Source organism: Nocardioides sp. P4_G4, from assembly GCF_056401085.1.
Window position 1 is genome coordinate 37,777 of the sequence record NZ_JBFUKA010000020.1, and the last position, 16,163, is coordinate 53,939.

Here is a 16,163-nt window from a genome sequence, read left to right on the forward strand (position 1 = left end):
TCAGGGCAGGTCCAGCAGCTTTTCCTTCATCGCGTACATCACGGCCTCCATCCTCGAGTGCAGCTGGAGCTTCTCGAGGATGTTGCGGACGTGGTTCTTGACGGTGTTCTCGGAGATGAACAGCTCCTTGGCCACCTCACGGTTGTTGAGGCCGCGAGCGACGAGGCGCAGCACCTCGAGCTCACGGTCGGTGAGCTTGAGCGCGGTGCTCTGCTGCTTGTCAGGCTTGGACATCTGCTTGAACTCGTCGATGAGCTTGACGGCCATCGACGGGCTGATGAGCGACTGGCCCTCGTTGACGACGCGGACCGCCTGCGCGACCTCCTCGATGGAGGAGTCCTTGAGCAGGTAGCCGGAGGCGCCGTTCTTGACGGTCTCGTAGAGGTCGCCCTCCTCGTCGGAGACGGTCAGCATGATGATCTTGGCCGACGGCACGGCCTCCTTGATGGCGCGGCACGCCTCCACGCCGGAGCGACGCGGCATCCGGACGTCGAGGAGCACCACGTCGGGGGCCAGCGTGGTCGCCAGCTCCGTGCCGACGATCCCGTCGTCGGCCTCGCCCACGACCTCGATGTCGGTGTCCTGCGCGAGCAGCATGGTCAGGCCTCGCCGGAAGAGCTCCTGGTCGTCGACGACCAGGACGCGGATCGGCTCGTGGGGGTTGGTGCCTGGGACACCCGTTGCCTCGGTCACCCGGGCATCATTGCAGAAGCCGGCCGGACCGAGGCAACGAGTGCATCGTTCAGCGGTCCAGGTCGAGGGAGATGACGCCGTAGTCGTAGCCACGACGGCGGTAGACGACGGAGGGACGCTCGCTGTCCTTGTCCACGAACAGGTAGAAGTCGTGGCCCACCAGCTCCATCTCGTAGAGCGCCGTCTCGAGGGTCATCGGGGTGGCGCCGTGCGACTTCTCCCGCACGACGAGCGGCCCGTCGCCGGTCACGGTGATCGGTCCGACCTGACGCTCGGTGACGATCTCCTCGTCGCCGTCCACGGTCGCCGGCTCGGCGATCTCGGCCAGGGCCTGTCCGACCGAGACGGGCGCATGGCGGCCGTGGTGCACCCGGCGGCGATCGGCGGCGCGACGCATCTGGGAGGCCATCTTGTCGAGGGCCAGGTCCAGGGCGCCCATCTTGTCCTCGGCGGCGGCCTCGGCGCGGATCACGGGGCCCTTGGAGAAGGCGGTCAGCTCGACGCGTACGGCGCGGTCGTGCTGCCTGGGATTGCGTTCCTGCTCCACCTCGACCTGGACTCGGATGATCCGGTGGTCGTGCTTCTCGAGCCTGGCGAGCTTCTCGGACACATGTTCGCGAAACCTCTCCGACACCTCGCAGTGTCGTCCGGTGACCACAACATCCATGTGAAACCTCCTGGTAGCAGGACTACTTCATCGGCCCGCCGTGCCTCGAGTCGTCGGGGCGGCGCCCCGTGACCTGGGACAGGTGGGATGGAGTCCGCCCGGCCGACCTGGTCTTCGTCCCCACAATCGCCTGCAGGGGCTTTCGCAACTTGGATGTCACTACCGGCCCTCTCCCGATCACCGTCGTGTCTGACGACGGCTGCGAGGCAGGACTTACGTCTAAGCCGCACCGTGATCGGCTGTCTCCAGCCTTACGTGGGCCGTTTTGCCTGCGACTGGCATCGGCTTGCCCTCCGGGCGACTGCGCGGTCCCTGACGGGCGCACAGCTGTCCGGACGACGCAACCACGGACCCGGACGGACTCCATGCACAGACGCTAGCCCCTCCCCAAGGATGGGCCAAGGGACGGGGGGCCCGAATGGGACGGACCCGCCTGGCGCGCGGCGTGTCCGTCGGTCGGGAGCCGTCGCCGGGTGGCGGCCACGACCGCCACGGCGACCGGGTCGAGGCCCACCGCGGCCAGGGCGCGCTGCGCCTCGCGGGCGGTGGCCCCGGTCGTGAGCACGTCGTCGCACAGCACGACGCGGGCCCGGGTACGCCGTCCGGCGAGGCGCCGCAGGCCCGTCGCCGGGCAGGACATCGACCCGGCGAGGTTGGCGGCCCGGTCGGTGGCCGTCAGGTGCTTCTGGTCGCGCACTCCCCCGCGGGAGGCCAGCACGGCGGCCGGGAGGGCGTCGTACGACGCGTGGCGCAGGAGGGTCGCCGCCCCGCGGACCAGGGTCCCGGTCGGGTCGTAGCCGCGCCGGCGGGTGGACCCGGGTCGCGACGGCACCGGCACGAGGACGACGGGCGCACCGTCGGGCGACCCCACCGCCGCCCGCACCGACGTCGCCAGGAGGCCGGCGAGCACCCGGGCGAACGACCACTGCCCGCGGTCCTTGTGCCCGACGACGAGGGCGCGCAGGGTGTCGGCGTACTCCCCCGCCGCCCACGGCGTCACCAGCCCGGAGGGCACCGGGCTGGGCCACGCCGGCCACGCCGTGGTCGGCAGGGCGCTCCGGCAGGACGGGCACAGCATCCGTCCCGGTCGGGCGCACCCGACGCAGCTGCTCCCGAGCAGCAGGTCGAGGGCAGCGTCGCGCACCTCCTCATCGGACCAGTGGCGCGGGCCGCCGCGGGGCCCGGCCCGTCGACCTGGGGAGGGACTGCCGACGCGGGCCGGCTGTGGACGACCCTCGGTCCGCCCGTGGTCCGCCCGCGGTCAGCCGACGTAGGTCAGCGACGTCAGCCCGGAGGGCAGGGCGCCCAGGGGCCGCGTCGGGGACGTGAGGTCGATGACCTCCTCGCCGGCGACGGCGTACACCGCCGCTCCCTCGACCGGGGACCCGACGAGCTGCCGGAAGGCGCCCCGGACGCGACCGGACCCCGACGTGACGACCTCGCCGGGGGCGCCGTCGACCGACACGGTGCGCACCTGCGACAGGTCGTCGGTGATGTCGGAGAGCACCGAGACCGTGGTCGTGGACCGCCAGGAGATGTCGCGAATCTGTCCGGACGCATCCGGCTCGTAGGCGAGCTCACGGGCCCGCGTGGTGCCGAGCACCCGACCCCGGCCGTCGTGGAGGATCCGGCCGGCGACGACCCGATCGCCGGCGGGACCGGCGACGACCGCGACGAGGCGGCTGCCGTCGCGGGAGACGAGCAGCCGCTCGACGTCGCGCCCGGTCACTCCCGGCACCTGCACGCTGCGGGCCCGGGTGCCCGTCACGACCAGCACCCGCGCCCGACCGCCGTTGCGGTCCACGAGCCACATCCGGTCCGAGAAGTCCCACGCCGGGGGCAGCAGGTTGCGGGCGGCGCTGACGACCTGCACGGCGCGCCCGCCCTCGTCGACGGGCGCCACGAGCACCGCGCTCCCGTCACCGGAGACGCCGGCGACGCGGGTCCCGGCGAGGTTGACGCCGATCGTGCGGACTCCGAGGCGCTCGACGCCCATCGGGCCCGAGGTGGCGAGCAACGAGGTCACCGAGCCGCGCACCACCCGGCCGTGGACGAGACCGAAGACGTCACCGGTCGACGCGGCTCCGGTGGGGTCGAAGGCGCTGCCGACGTCGAGGTCGACCTGGGTGGCCCCGCCGGGCAGGCCGAGCTCGACGTCGCCGATGGTGAGCTGCACGGCTCGGATGCGGGGCTCCTGGCGAAGCGTCCAGATCAGCTGGGTCAGCATCAGCTGGCTCGTGGTCTCGTCGATCGCGTCGGAGGCGCCGTCGAGGGCGACCTGGGCGATGCCGGCCGACGTGATCGGCACCGGGCGTGCGGCGAAGCCCTCCGGGAAGTAGGTGCGCTCGATGCGCGGGTCCAGGTCGGCCGACGGCAGCAGGCCGGGGACGAGCGAGGAGGCGACCTGGTCCCCCTCCGGGATGTGCACGGGCTCGGGCACCAGGATCTGGGTCGTCGGGTCGAAGAAGTAGAGGGAGGCCCGCCGGTAGGAGTCCTCGAACCACGACTCGGGGACGACCAACGCGTCGGGGACCTCGGAGATGCGCCACTCGCCGTCCTCCGAGGTCAGCCCCACCTGCAGGCTCGCCTCGTCGCGCGAGCGCTGCCAGGCGCCGCGCTCGTCGTACTCGTTGATCGTCGTCAGAGGCACCGCGACGGAGAGGTTGCCGCCCACCGGGTCGCCGACCTCGCCGTAGGTGACGATGGCGTCGTCCGGGTGCCAGTCGGCCTGGGCGTCCTGGCTCAGGAACTGCCGGGCGACGCTGGTGGTGATGGGCCGGGCCTTCATGGCCTCGAGGAAGTGGGTGACGATCTCCGAGGCCGACTCCCCCGGCTGCGGCGGCTTGGGGTCGAAGTCGATGCCGGGCGGAGCCGCGGTCTCGCTCGAGGTCTGCACCTGCGTGACCGGGCCGTCGGTCGGCATCCGCGCGCACGCGGACAGGCCGAGCACTGCGGCCAGTACGCCGACCAGGGCGACGGGCCGTCTCACGCCGACTCCAGGGCGTCGGTAGGTACCAGCGGCAGCGGGCTGTGCCGTAGCGGCTGCGAGAGCCGGCGCGGCAGGGTCAGGCGGAACTGGGCGCCTTCGGCGGGTCGGCCCCACGCCTGCAGCCAGCCGCCGTGAAGGTGGGTGTCCTCGAGGGAGATCGAGAGGCCGAGCCCGGTGCCCCCGCTGGTGCGGGCACGGGCCGGGTCGGCACGCCAGAAGCGGTTGAAGACCATCGCCGACTCCCCCGGTGCGAGGCCGACCCCGTGGTCGCGGACCGCGATGGCGGCCGAGTGGTCGTCCCCGGCCACCAGCAGGCGGATGTCGCGTCCCTCGGCGTGGTCGATGGCGTTGGTGACGAGGTTGCGCACGATGCGCTCCACCCGACGGGGGTCGGCCTCGGCCAGGCAGGCGTGGCCGGGCATCTCGATGACCACCCGGGTGTGGCGCTGCTCGGCCAGGGCGCGCGTCATGTCGACGACCCGACGCGCCACGTCGACGAGGTCGACGTCCTCGGCCTCCAGCACCGCCGCCCCGGCGTCGAAGCGGCTGATCTCGAGCAGGTCGGCGAGCAGGGTCTCGAAGCGGTCGAGCTCGAGCTGGAGCAGCTCGGCGGCACGCCCGGTGACGGGGTCGAAGCTGGCCCGGGCGTCGTGCAGCACGTCGCCGGCCATCCGCACCGTGGTGAGCGGCGTACGCAGCTCGTGGGAGACGTCGGAGACGAAGCGGCGCTGGAGGCGGCTCAGCTCCTCGAGCTGGCGGATCTGGCGCTGCAGGTTGGAGGCCATCTGGTTGAAGGACGTCGCCAGCCGTGCGAGGTCGTCCTCCCCGCTCACCCGCAGCCGCTCCTGCAGCTGGCCGGCGGCCAGTCGCTCGGCCACCCGGCGGGCCATCCGGATCGGGGTGACCACCTGGCGGGCGACCAGCCAGGCCAGCCCCGCGACGAGGAGGAGGAGCAGGACCCCCGCGGTGAGCAGCGCCCGGGTGACGAGCCCCATCGTCTGGCGCTCCTCGTCGAGCGAGTAGAGGTAGTAGAGCGTGTAGGTGTGGTCGTCGGCCGGCAGCGTCACCTGGCTGCCCACCACGACACCGGCGCCCTCGGGCAGCCCGGGGATGGCCCGCGTGGTGGAGATGTCGGTGTAGGTCCAGGCCGTGGCTGCGGGCTTCTCGAAGTGCTCCTCGAGCGACTCGGGGACGCTGGAGATGTCGAGGCCCTGGGTGAACTTCGCGCCACCGTCGGCGAGCCGGCTGCCGGGGCCGATCGCCGGGGACAGGATCACCGCGAAGCCGCGGGCGGCCCCCCGGATGGTGAGCGGCTCGACCACGTCCTCCTGCTGGCCGGCCTCGTTGACGTCGGTTCCTGGCGCCGCGGCCAGCTGGGCGCGCACCTGGGTGGTCTCGTTCTCGACCTCCGCGACGACCTGGTCCACCCGGTTCTCCAGCAGGCCCTCGCGGGTCTGCTGGATGAGCAGCCAGCCCACGATGCTCACCACGAGCGCCGAGAGGAGCACCGTCGAGGCCACCACCCGCGCCTGCACCGAGCGACGCCAGAACGTCAGCGCCCGGCGCAGGGCGTAGGACACCCGGTCGAGCGTGTGCTGGAGCCTCGGCGTGGAGGAGGGAGTGGACATGGGCGTGGTCGATCCGGCCGTCAGGCCGTGCCGGCCTTGTAGCCCACACCGCGCACGGTCACCACGATCTCGGGGTTCTCCGGGTCGTGCTCGACCTTGGACCGCAGCCGCTGCACGTGCACGTTGACGAGGCGGGTGTCCGCGCTGTGGCGGTAGCCCCACACCTGCTCGAGCAGGACCTCGCGGGTGAAGACCTGCCACGGCTTGCGCGCCAGGCACACGAGCAGGTCGAACTCGAGGGGGGTGAGGTTGACCTGCAGGCCGGCCCGGGTCACCGAGTGACCCGCCACGTCGATGGCCAGGTCGCCGATGGTCAGAGCCTCGGAGACGGGCGCCTCGGTGCGGCGTACGCGCGCCCGGATCCGGGCGATCAGCTCCTTGGGCTTGAAGGGCTTGACGATGTAGTCGTCGGCCCCGGACTCGAGGCCGACGACCACGTCGACGGTGTCGCCCTTCGCGGTCAGCATGACGATCGGCACGCCGGACTCGGCGCGGATCTCCTTGCAGACGTCGATGCCGTCCTTGCCGGGCAGCATGAGGTCCAGGAGGACCAGGTCAGGACGGAAGCTGCGGAAGGCTTCGAGGGCCTCGTCGCCGCGACCGACGACCTGGCTCTCGAAGCCTTCCTGCCGCAGCACGAGGGAGAGCATCTCCGCCAGGGACGAGTCGTCGTCGACGACCAGGATGCTGCCCCTGGTGGGATGCTGCTCGGCGGGTGGTGTCATGCCCCCAAGTCTGCCTCAGTAGCGGTACAGGTCGGACTTGAACGGCCCGGCCACGTCCACACCGAGGTAGGCGGCCTGCTCCTTGGTGAGCTCCGTGAGCTCGACGCCGAGGGCGTCGAGGTGCAGACGCGCCACCTCCTCGTCGAGGTGCTTGGGCAGCACGTGCACACCGAGCTCGTACTCGTCGGCCTTGGTGAAGAGCTCGATCTGCGCCAGCACCTGGTTGGTGAAGGAGTTCGACATGACGAACGACGGGTGGCCGGTCGCGTTGCCGAGGTTGAGCAGCCGACCCTCGGAGAGGACGATGACCTTCTTGCTCGGCTTGTCGTCCGTGGCCGGGAAGATCCACTGGTGGACCTGCGGCTTGATCTCGTCCTTGACGATGCCGGGGATCTTGGCCAGGCCCGCCATGTTGATCTCGTTGTCGAAGTGACCGATGTTGCCGACGATGGCCTGGTGCTTCATCTTGTGGAAGTGCTCCACGGTGATGATGTCGAAGTTGCCGGTCGTGGTGATGAAGATGTCGGCCGTGTCGATGACGGACTCGAGGCGCTTGACCTCGTAGCCGTCCATGGCCGCCTGCAGCGCGCAGATCGGGTCGATCTCGGTGACGATGACGCGAGCGCCCTGGCCGCGCAGTGACTCCGCGGAGCCCTTGCCGACGTCGCCGTAGCCGCAGACGACGGCGACCTTGCCGCCGATCATGACGTCGGTGGCGCGGTTGAGACCGTCGATCAGCGAGTGGCGGCAGCCGTACTTGTTGTCGAACTTGGACTTGGTGACCGAGTCGTTGACGTTGATGGCCGGGAAGAGCAGCGTGCCCTCACGGAACCGGTCGTAGAGGCGCAGGACGCCGGTGGTGGTCTCCTCGGAGACGCCCTTGATGTCCTTGGCGATGGAGGTCCAGTGCTGCGGCTTCGCCTCGACCGAGCGGGCCAGGACACGCAGCACCTCCTTGAACTCCTCGTTGTCTGTGCTGTCCTGCGACGGCACGACGCCGGTCTTCTCGAACTCGACGCCCAGGTGCAGCAGCATCGTGATGTCGCCACCGTCGTCGAGCAGCACGTTGGGGCCGCCCTCGGCGAAGTCGAAGACCTTCTCGGCCTCGTCCCAGTACTCGGCCAGCGACTCGCCCTTCCAGGCGAAGACGGGCGTGCCCTGGGGGTTCTCGACGGTGCCGTCGCGACCCACGACGACGGCCGCGGCCGCGTGGTCCTGGGTGGAGAAGATGTTGCAGGTGGCCCAGCGCACGTCGGCACCGAGGTCCACGAGGGTCTCGATGAGGACGGCGGTCTGGATCGTCATGTGCAGCGAGCCGGCGATGCGGGCGCCGGAGAGCGGCTTGTCCGCGCCGTAGCGCTCGCGCATGGCCATCAGGCCGGGCATCTCGTGCTCGGCGAGCTCGATCTCCTTGCGGCCGTACTCGGCCAGGCTGAGGTCGGCGACCTTGAAGTCCATCGTTGTCTCCTGAAGTCTGTGGAGCAGGTCTGCGCCGCACGTCTGTGCGTCGTCGGGATCTCCCGGCGCGGACCTCAGAATCGTAGGACCGGGATCACAGATTCGGAGAATCCTCGGCGGGGCCCTGACGGGGCCCGTCGCGGACCTCGGCGGGGCCGTCGGCGGGGGCCTCCGAGGTCTCCTCGTGGTCCTTGCCGCCGTGCCCGCCGCCGACGCCGACCAGGCGCAGCACCACGAGCACCAGGGTGCCGACGACCRGTCCGACGACCGCCGAGGCGAGGGTGTTGACCACCCAGCCGGCCAGGCCGCCGAGGGCCCCGCCGATCGCGTCGTGGACCGCGACCTCCCAGTGGTGGACGACGTCGTACGGCGCGTGGAGCACGTCTCCGAGCCACGTGCCCTCGAGCAGCCCGTCGTGCCCGCCGATCTCGTAGAGGCTGACCAGGAAGATGTGGCCACCCACCCACAGCATCGCCAGGGTGCCGATCAACGAGATGGCCGAGAGCAGCCTGGGCATGGCCCCGACGAGACCCGCACCGACCTTCTGGGCCAGTCCCGAGTCCTTGGTCGTCAGGTGCAGCCCGACGTCGTCCATCTTCACGATGAGGGCGACCACGCCGTACACGAGGACGGTGATGAGGACGGCCACGACGGCCAGGACGATGGCGCGGATCCAGATGCTCGCGTCGGGGTCGGAGCTGACGACCTCCTTGAGCGCGATCACCATGATCTCGGCCGACAGGATGAAGTCGGTGCGGATGGCGCCCGCGACGGTCTGCGCCTCGTGCTCGGGCGTGAACTCGCCCTGGGTGGCGAGCTCGTCCTCGGCCTCGGGGTGGTGGCCGCCGACCTTCTCCCACACCTTGTGTGCGCCCTCGTAGGCGAGGAATGCACCACCGAAGATGAGGATCAGGGGCAGCAGCTGCGGGAGGAACTGGCCCAGCAGCACGGCCGCCGGCAGGATGAAGACCAGCTTGTTGCGCAGCGACCCGATGGCGATCTTCTTGATGATCGGCAGCTCGCGGTCGGCGGCGGAGCCGTGGAGGTACTGCGGGGTGACCGCCGTGTCGTCGACGACCACACCGGCCGCCTTCGCGCTCGCCCGGCCGGCTGCGGCGCCGATGTCGTCCACGGACGCCGCGGCGACGCGGGCCAGGGCGGCCACGTCGTCGAGCAGGGCGAAGAGTCCTGCGGCCATCAGGCGGTCTCCCTCGAGTCGGTCACGGCCGCAGCCTATCGGCGCACGGCACGGCTCCCGACCGGCTGTCAGTCCTCGACGAAGCCGATGCGGAGGTACTCCGAGGCGTAGGTGCCCTGCAGCACGAGCGAGGCGTAGCGCGCCACCTCGGTCGCAGCCTCCGCACCCACGGTCTCGACGCGTACGCCGCGGCGTGCGGCCGCCGCCTGGAGCCGGCCGCGCTGCTCGCGGACCGCCGGGTCCTCGGTCCCGTCGTCAAGCACCACGAGGAGGGGACGCAGGTCGGCGGGCGCGTCACCGGCGTCGGCGAAGGGGTCGGCGAACACGTCGCGCGGGCGGGCCGCCTCGAGGACGGGCACCAGGTGCTCCGCGTCACCGGCGAGCGCCGTCCGGCCGGAGGCGCGACGGATGGACTCGGCCACCCGGCGTGCGGCCCGGGCCGCGAGCACCGACCCGCCCCACACCAGCGGGGTGGTGTCGGCGAGGGCGATCGCGAGCATCTTGGCGGGGTTGACCGAGAGGTCGCGGAAGGGCGAGCACTCCTGGGCGACGGCGTCGAGGGCGGTGGCGACGCTGTCGGCACCGGCGCGGGGGCCGAGGCGAACCTGCGCCAGGTAGTCGAGCATCACCACGGCGGTGGCCAGCTGGTCACCGGTGACGGTGGGGAGGACGGTCGTGTAGCGGCCGGCCGCGTGCTCGGCGACCATCGAGGTGGGCGGGCAGGCCACGACCACCTGGCAGCCGCGGCGTACGGCCTCGGCCACGGCGGACGCGGAGCCGCTGTCGGACCCCTCGGGGGCGAGCATCACGACCAGGTCGAGGCTGCCGGCCCACCCGGGCAGGGCGGGGGCCGGCCAGGCCACGAACGGCACGGGGCACCACGGCTCGAGCACTGCCCGCAGCAGCCGGGAGTCGGGGCCGGCGGCGATGACGGCCCGGGGCTGGTCCATGCCCTCCTGGCCGGCGATCGCCTCGGCGGTGGCGGCGGAGGCGTCGTGGGACTCGCGTCGGACCCGGGCGCCGCTCTCGGCGAGCTCCCGCAGCCGCAGGTCGTGGGCGGCCAGCACCTGCTCGTCGTCGAGCCTGGCCTCGTCGAACCACGTCACCATGACGTCAGCCCGGCCTGCGGGCCTCGTCGACCAGCAGCACCGGGATGTCGTCGCGGACCGGGTAGGCCAGTCCGCAGGCGGTGCACACCAGCTCGTCGGACTCCTCGCGGAGCTCGCCGTGGCAGTCGGGGCAGACGATGATCTCGAGCAGCTGGGGATCGATGTTCACGCGTGACTCCTGATGGTGGTGAGGACCTCGTCGCGGATCCGCTCCATGGTGGGGCGGTCGCGGCCTTCGGCGTTGAGCCGCAGCAGCGGCTCGGTGTTGGACGGGCGGACGTTGAACCACCAGTCGTCGTGGGTGACCGTGAGGCCGTCGAGACGGTCGGTCGTGACACCGTCGTGGTCGGCGTACGCGGCCTCGATCCTCGCCACCACGGCGGCCTGGTCGGCGACGGTGGAGTTGATCTCGCCGCTGACCACGTAGCGCTCGTAGTCGGCGAGCAGGGCGCTGAGCGGCTGCTCGGTCTCGGCGAGCGCCGCGAGCGCGTGCAGGGCGGCCAGCATCCCGGAGTCGGCGCGCCAGAAGTCGCGGAAGTAGAAGTGCCCGCTGTGCTCGCCGCCGAAGATCGCCCCGGTCTCGGCCATCGTCGCCTTGATGTAGGAGTGGCCGACACGGGTGCGCACGGGCGCGCCGCCGAGCTCGCTGATGATCTCGGGCACCCCGCGGCTCGTGATGAGGTTGTGGATGACCGTGGCCCCGGGCTCCTTGGCCAGCTCGCGGGAGGCGATGAGCGCCGTCAGCGTCGAGGGAGAGACCGCACGGCCCTGCTCGTCGACCAGGAAGCAGCGGTCGGCGTCGCCGTCGAAGGCCAGACCGATGTCGGCCCGCTCGGCGACGACCCGCGCCTGGAGGTCCACGAGGTTGGCCGGCTCGATGGGGTTGGCCTCGTGGTGGGGGAAGGTCCCGTCGAGCTCGAAGTACATCGGCACCAGCTCGACGCGGTCGGCGCCGATGCGCTCGAAGACGGCCGGGGCGGTCAGCCCGGCCATCCCGCTGCCCGCGTCGATGACGACCTTGAGGCGACGGCCGTCGACGGGGGCCAGGGCCAGCAGGTGGGCGGCGTAGGCCTCCAGGACGTCCTGCTGGGTGATGCTGCCGGTCGCGGACGCCGGCTGGTGACCGCCGCGGACCACGCTGTCGCGGATGTCGGCGAGACCCGTCTCCGAGCCGATCGGCACGGCCCCTGCGCGACACATCTTCATGCCGTTGTACGCCGCGGGGTTGTGGCTCGCGGTGAACATCACGCCCGCGTGGTCGAGGTGCCCGGAGGCGAAGTAGAGCTGGTCGGTGCTTGCCAGCCCGATCATCACGACGTCCGCGCCGGCGGCGGTCGCACCCGCCGCGAAGGCTCCGGCCAGGCCGGGCGAGCTGGGGCGCATGTCGTGGCCGACCACGATCACCGGGGCGCCCACCACCTCCACGAACGCGGATCCGGTCGCGAACGCCAGGTCCTCGTCCAGCTGGTCCGGCACGGTGCCACGGACGTCGTACGCCTTGAAGATGGCGTCGACGTTGGCGGCGTCGAGCGTCGACGTCGTGCGGGTCTGGGTCATGGCCCGCAGCCTAGACGTCACGCCGCCCCGTCCGGCACGCCGGTCAGTCGCTGGAGAGGACGCGGAGGTGGCCGCGCTTGGTGCCGTGCCGGGGGTCGTCGCCGCCGTGGTCGACCGGGCGCGGCGGGGCCGGGCGCTCGATGGGGCGGGCGGCTTCGCGGACCGCGTCGGCGAGCGCGAGCAGGTCGTCGGAGGAGGGACCCTGGGTCGACGGGTCGGGGGCCAGGCGCAGGACCTCCCAGCCTCGCGGGGCCGAGAGCCGCTCGCTGTGCAGGTCGCAGAGGTCGTAGGCGTGGGGCTCGGCGTAGGTCGCGAGCGGGCCCAGCACGGCGGTCTGCTCGGCGTACACGTAGGTGAGGGTGTTGACCGCAGTGCGACCGCAGGCAGTGCGGGAACAACGACGGGTGAGGCTCACCGGCCAGACGCTACCCGCCACCGGGTCGAGTCCTGATTAGGCTCGCGGCATGGACGAGGTGCTCCCCCGCCGGCGCGTGACCCGCGACCGGCGCGGCCGCGGGATGCGTGGCCCCGGTGTGATGCCCGCACGGCTCGGTGAGCCGGCGGTGCGCACGGCGCGCGAGCGCTTCGACGACCTGGTGCTCGACATCGTCACCGAGGTGGACTCCCGGTGGCAGGAGCGCCTGGGTCTCGTCGAGTACGCCGTCGAGGACGCGCCGATGCTGCCCGACGACTGGGGCGACGCCACCGTGCCGCTGTCCTCGCTGGTTCGAGGCACGGGCGGGGACGCGACCCGGCTGGTGCTCTTCCGACGTCCCATCGAGCACCGGTGCGAGGGACGCGACGACCTCGAGGCGATGGTGCTGACGATCGTGGTCGAACAGGTGGCAGAGCTGCTGGGACTGCCCCCGGAGGACGTCGACCCGCGGTACGGCGACCCGCGACTGGGCGACTGAGCCGGCCCGTCCGCCCGGGCCGGGCCGCTCAGCGCAGGCCGGACCGGTCAGCGCAGGGCGGGCCGCACGTCGGCGACCAGGCCCCGGAGCCGGAGGTCGGTGAGCGGCAGCACGGCCAGACCGGGCGGGCCGACCTCGACGGCGGCCACCACCGTGGTGCGCTCGACGACCAGGTCAAGCTGGGTGGCACCGCTCGTCAGCTTGACGCGGGGCGAGACGCCCGGCCCCACCTCGACGCGTTCGCGGGCCACCTCGCGGCCTCGCTGGTCCCGCAGCCGGTAGGTCACCACGCCGGCGGTGTCCGCCCCGGCGAGCACCAGCCTGGCGGGTCCCTGCGGCAGGACCAGAGCCGCGCGGTCCGTCAGCGGGGCCGTCGCGACGGCGTGCGAGAGGTCGCCGGAGGCGAGGGTGCGCAGCGCGGCGGTGACGGGCAGCGACGCGTCCAGCCGCAGGCCGATGGCGCCGCGGGCCGCCTTGCTGCGCAGGACGCCGGTGAGGTCGACGCTGGCGGTGGCGCCGGGCGGGACCGTCAGCTCCTTCAGCCCCGACGGGCTGAACTCGCTCTCCCTGGTCACCACGCGCAGCTCCACACGCACCTCGTCGTCCCCCGGGTTGGCGACCGCCAGCACCCGGTCGCCGGGCTTGCCGCCGAGCCCGACGAGGTACGACGTCGTGGCCGGCCCGGCCTGTGCCGGGAGCCAGTCGCGGCTGCGCGGTCCGCCGCCCAGCTCGTCGACCTGGTCGACCACGTGGGCGCCGAGGCGGCCGCGGGACACCACGACCCGCAGGCTGAGGTCGGACCGCTGGGGCACCACCTGAGCCAGGTCGAAGCGGACGGTGCGACCGCCCGGGACGGTGACGCCGCGCATCGCCGGGACGTCGAGCGGACCATCGGGACCGAGCACGGTGACGTCGGCGACGGCGGGGCCGCGGTCGGGGTTGGTCAGCTCGAGCACAGAGGAGTGCTCGGCGGAGGCACCGACCCCGGTGAACCACTGCTCGGGGCTCGGCAGGTCGCACGACGTCGCGGCGCCGTCGCCGTACCGGCCGGCGACCAGACCGGCGGCGAGGCCGCCCTCGGCCTGGAGCACCACGGGCCTGCTGGTGGCCTGGCGGACCGTGCCGCCGAGGGTGAGGGTGTCCTGCGCCGGCTGCCGAACCTCCACCTCGCCGCGCTCGCCGGTGGCGCTCGCCACCGCCACGGTGCCCGCGCCCGGCAGGGCGGCCGGGCACACCAGCGTCGTGCGCGACAGCTCGACCTCGGCCGGGGGACGGCTCGTGGCGTCGTCGGACACCGGGCGGACCAGCAGCAGCGTCCCCACGGTCATCAGCGGGATGACCACGGCGAGCAGGTCGACCGGGCCGAACCGGCGGGTGCGCATCGGCTGGGCCGAGCGGCGTCCGGCCCGCGGGGTCGGGGTGGGCTCAGTCATCGCGGCCCCTCCTCACGGTGGGGGCGGCCAGGACCAGGACGAGCAGGACGGCGCCGAGCTGGAGCACCAGCAGCAGCACCCGCGGCCAGGTCGTGCGCCCCCCGACGCCCTCCGCCGCCAGCGGTCGGTCGATGCGCCAGGCCCGGGTGGTGCGGTCCTCCGCGCTGGCCTGGTCGAGGCCGGCGGTCGCGTCCAGCCCGGCGGCGATGGTGCCGTCGGCCGGCGACGGCAGGACGACGTACTCGATGCCGAGCCCGGCCAGGGAGTCGACCAGCTCACCGGTGGGGGCGGAGACGAGCTCACGCACCTGCTCGGTGAGGTCGACGTCCTCGTCGGCCAGGGCCAGCACCTCGTCCTCGCCGAGGGTGACGCCGTCCCCGCGCAGGATGCGGTAGTCGATGCCCTCGGCCACCGAGCCCCGCAGGACGAGGACGCCGTGCTCGTCCCCGAGCAGGGAGCTCTGCTCCATGTACGCCGGGACGACCGCCTGCTCCTCGCGGGTCAGCGCGTCGTCGTCCGGGCTGACCAGCCACCACACGAGGCCGCCCAACGGGACGACCGCTGCCACGGCGGCCAGCAGCCCGGCGAGGACCCGCTGCCACAGCGGGTGGTGGCCCCCGTCGTGCAGGCGGTTCAGGTACGCCTCGGCGCCCAGCACGGTGGCGACCACGGCCAGCCCCTGGAGGATGACGACGAAGAGGCCGAGGCTCGGGCGGGTCTGGGTGGCGGGCAGCTGCAGGGTGACGAACCCCAGGACGGCGACCACCACGGACGCCGCGAGGGCGACCAGCCAGCAGGCCAGCACCGGCACCCGGGTCGAGCGCGGGACCAGGGCCAGCAGTGCGAGCAGGCCCACCAGGGCGCCCAACCACCAGGGGGCGCCGATGTCGCCCAACCGGCCGGTGAGCRGGGCGGACACGTCGACCCGGTCGCCGGGGAGCCGACCCGCCTCGAGCAGCAGGCCCTGGGCCGAGCCGGTCGTGACCAGCGGCACGATCCACGGCGCCAGCAGCACCGGCACCACCGCCAGGGCGGTGACCGGCGGGCCCCAGCTGTCGCGGTCGCGCAGGAGCCGCGGGGAGATGAAGGCGGCGGCACCGAGGACGATCGCGGCGGCCAGCAGGGCGAAGAGCCACACGCCGGGCACGAACGAGGCACCGAGGGCGACGAGGAGCGCGGTGCGCCACGCCGCCCGCCAGCGCCGGTCGCGGTCGGGGTCGACGAAGCCGAGGGCCGCGTGGGCCATCCACGGCAGCAGGGCGGCCACGGCGACGGTGCCGAAGCGACCCTCCCCCCATGCCCCGGAGGTGGCGGGCACCAGTCCGTAGGTCACGGCGCCCCACACGTGCAGCCACCGCGGCAGGTCGCGGGCGTCAACGAGGTGGCCGACGACGGTCAGCAGCCGCCACGCCCCCCACGCCGCGAAGGGGACCGCCAGCAGCATGAGCGCGGAGACGACGACACCGGGGCCGCCGATCAGGCTGCCGACGAACGCGAACGGCAGGACGTACGCCGGGGCCGGGACGTCCGTGCCCGACCCGAGCGGGTGCCACGTCTGGACGTGCAGCTGCCACCACTCGGCCACCTCGCCCGGCACCGGCGAGAGCGCGCCGCCGGTGATCGAGCCGAAGGCGGTGCGCGCCCCGACGACGGCGAGCACGGCGAACAACGCCAGCACCACCGCGACCGGGCTGGTGAAGAAGCGGGCCACGAGGCCGGTGTCCTGCAGGTACGCGTCCTCGTCGTCCTCGTCGCGGCGCTCGCGCCCGCGTCCGGGCTGCTGGCCCGGCGC

15 protein-coding genes are annotated in these 16,163 nt (G+C 72.8%); 1 reads left to right on the forward strand and 14 read right to left on the reverse strand.

What is annotated here, in order from left to right; genetic code table 11:
- The 12 genes from AC1DQF_RS06790 to AC1DQF_RS06845 all read right to left on the reverse strand — a co-directional run bounded on the left by AC1DQF_RS06790 (position 1) and on the right by AC1DQF_RS06845 (position 12,439).
- Positions 1-693, reverse strand: a complete 693-nt coding sequence (locus AC1DQF_RS06790) for a response regulator (RefSeq protein ID WP_477524450.1) — start codon at positions 691-693, stop codon at positions 1-3.
- Between the two features lie 49 nt (positions 694-742).
- Positions 743-1,360: a ribosome hibernation-promoting factor, HPF/YfiA family gene (gene hpf, locus AC1DQF_RS06795; RefSeq protein ID WP_477524451.1), complete on the reverse strand. Its 618-nt coding sequence runs from the start codon at positions 1,358-1,360 to the stop codon at positions 743-745.
- Positions 1,361-1,736: 376 nt separating this feature from the next.
- A complete protein-coding gene (locus tag AC1DQF_RS06800; protein WP_477524452.1) occupies positions 1,737-2,504 on the reverse strand; it encodes a ComF family protein in 768 nt (255 codons plus the stop codon).
- 117 nt (positions 2,505-2,621) lie between these two features.
- Complete coding sequence (locus AC1DQF_RS06805) at positions 2,622-4,349, reverse strand: LpqB family beta-propeller domain-containing protein (RefSeq protein ID WP_477524453.1); 1,728 nt, start codon at positions 4,347-4,349, stop codon at positions 2,622-2,624.
- Positions 4,346-5,977: an MtrAB system histidine kinase MtrB gene (gene mtrB / locus AC1DQF_RS06810; RefSeq protein WP_477524454.1), complete on the reverse strand. Its 1,632-nt coding sequence runs from the start codon at positions 5,975-5,977 to the stop codon at positions 4,346-4,348. Before mtrB ends, AC1DQF_RS06805 begins: the two co-directional genes overlap by 4 nt.
- A 20-nt stretch (positions 5,978-5,997) precedes the next feature.
- The gene (mtrA, locus tag AC1DQF_RS06815) at positions 5,998-6,702 is read right to left on the reverse strand and encodes an MtrAB system response regulator MtrA (RefSeq protein ID WP_477524455.1); all 705 of its coding nucleotides are present in this window, start codon (positions 6,700-6,702) and stop codon (positions 5,998-6,000) included.
- 15 nt (positions 6,703-6,717) lie between these two features.
- Positions 6,718-8,160, reverse strand: coding sequence for an adenosylhomocysteinase (ahcY, locus tag AC1DQF_RS06820; protein ID WP_477524456.1), 1,443 nt, complete (start codon positions 8,158-8,160; stop codon positions 6,718-6,720).
- A gap of 94 nt (positions 8,161-8,254) precedes the next feature.
- Positions 8,255-9,358 carry a DUF808 domain-containing protein gene (locus AC1DQF_RS06825; RefSeq protein ID WP_477524457.1) on the reverse strand — a complete coding sequence of 368 codons (1,104 nt, stop codon included), beginning with the start codon at positions 9,356-9,358 and terminating at the stop codon, positions 8,255-8,257.
- A gap of 68 nt (positions 9,359-9,426) precedes the next feature.
- Complete coding sequence (locus tag AC1DQF_RS06830) at positions 9,427-10,467, reverse strand: SIS domain-containing protein (RefSeq protein WP_477524458.1); 1,041 nt, start codon at positions 10,465-10,467, stop codon at positions 9,427-9,429.
- A 4-nt stretch (positions 10,468-10,471) separates the two neighbouring features.
- On the reverse strand, positions 10,472-10,636 hold the full coding sequence (locus AC1DQF_RS06835) for a Trm112 family protein (RefSeq protein WP_477524459.1): 165 nt from the start codon (positions 10,634-10,636) through the stop codon (positions 10,472-10,474).
- Positions 10,633-12,024 (reverse strand): phosphomannomutase/phosphoglucomutase, encoded by a 1,392-nt coding sequence (locus AC1DQF_RS06840; protein ID WP_477524460.1) that lies wholly within the window; start codon positions 12,022-12,024, stop codon positions 10,633-10,635. Before AC1DQF_RS06840 ends, AC1DQF_RS06835 begins: the two co-directional genes overlap by 4 nt.
- A 43-nt stretch (positions 12,025-12,067) precedes the next feature.
- Complete coding sequence (locus tag AC1DQF_RS06845; RefSeq protein ID WP_477524461.1) at positions 12,068-12,439, reverse strand: DUF3499 domain-containing protein; 372 nt, start codon at positions 12,437-12,439, stop codon at positions 12,068-12,070.
- Between the two features lie 49 nt (positions 12,440-12,488).
- Here AC1DQF_RS06845 and AC1DQF_RS06850 point away from each other — a divergent pair, with 49 nt between their 5' ends.
- The gene (locus tag AC1DQF_RS06850; protein WP_477524462.1) at positions 12,489-12,938 is read left to right on the forward strand and encodes a metallopeptidase family protein; all 450 of its coding nucleotides are present in this window, start codon (positions 12,489-12,491) and stop codon (positions 12,936-12,938) included.
- Positions 12,939-12,985: 47 nt separating this feature from the next.
- Here the strand turns inward: AC1DQF_RS06850 and AC1DQF_RS06855 are convergent, their stop codons facing one another.
- Together AC1DQF_RS06855 and AC1DQF_RS06860 are read right to left on the reverse strand one after the other, a co-directional pair.
- Positions 12,986-14,371 carry a DUF5719 family protein gene (locus tag AC1DQF_RS06855; protein WP_477524463.1) on the reverse strand — a complete coding sequence of 462 codons (1,386 nt, stop codon included), beginning with the start codon at positions 14,369-14,371 and terminating at the stop codon, positions 12,986-12,988.
- Positions 14,364-16,163 (reverse strand): hypothetical protein (locus tag AC1DQF_RS06860; protein WP_477524464.1); only part of this gene is annotated, 1,800 nt, incomplete at its 5' end. The genes AC1DQF_RS06855 and AC1DQF_RS06860, both read right to left, overlap by 8 nt.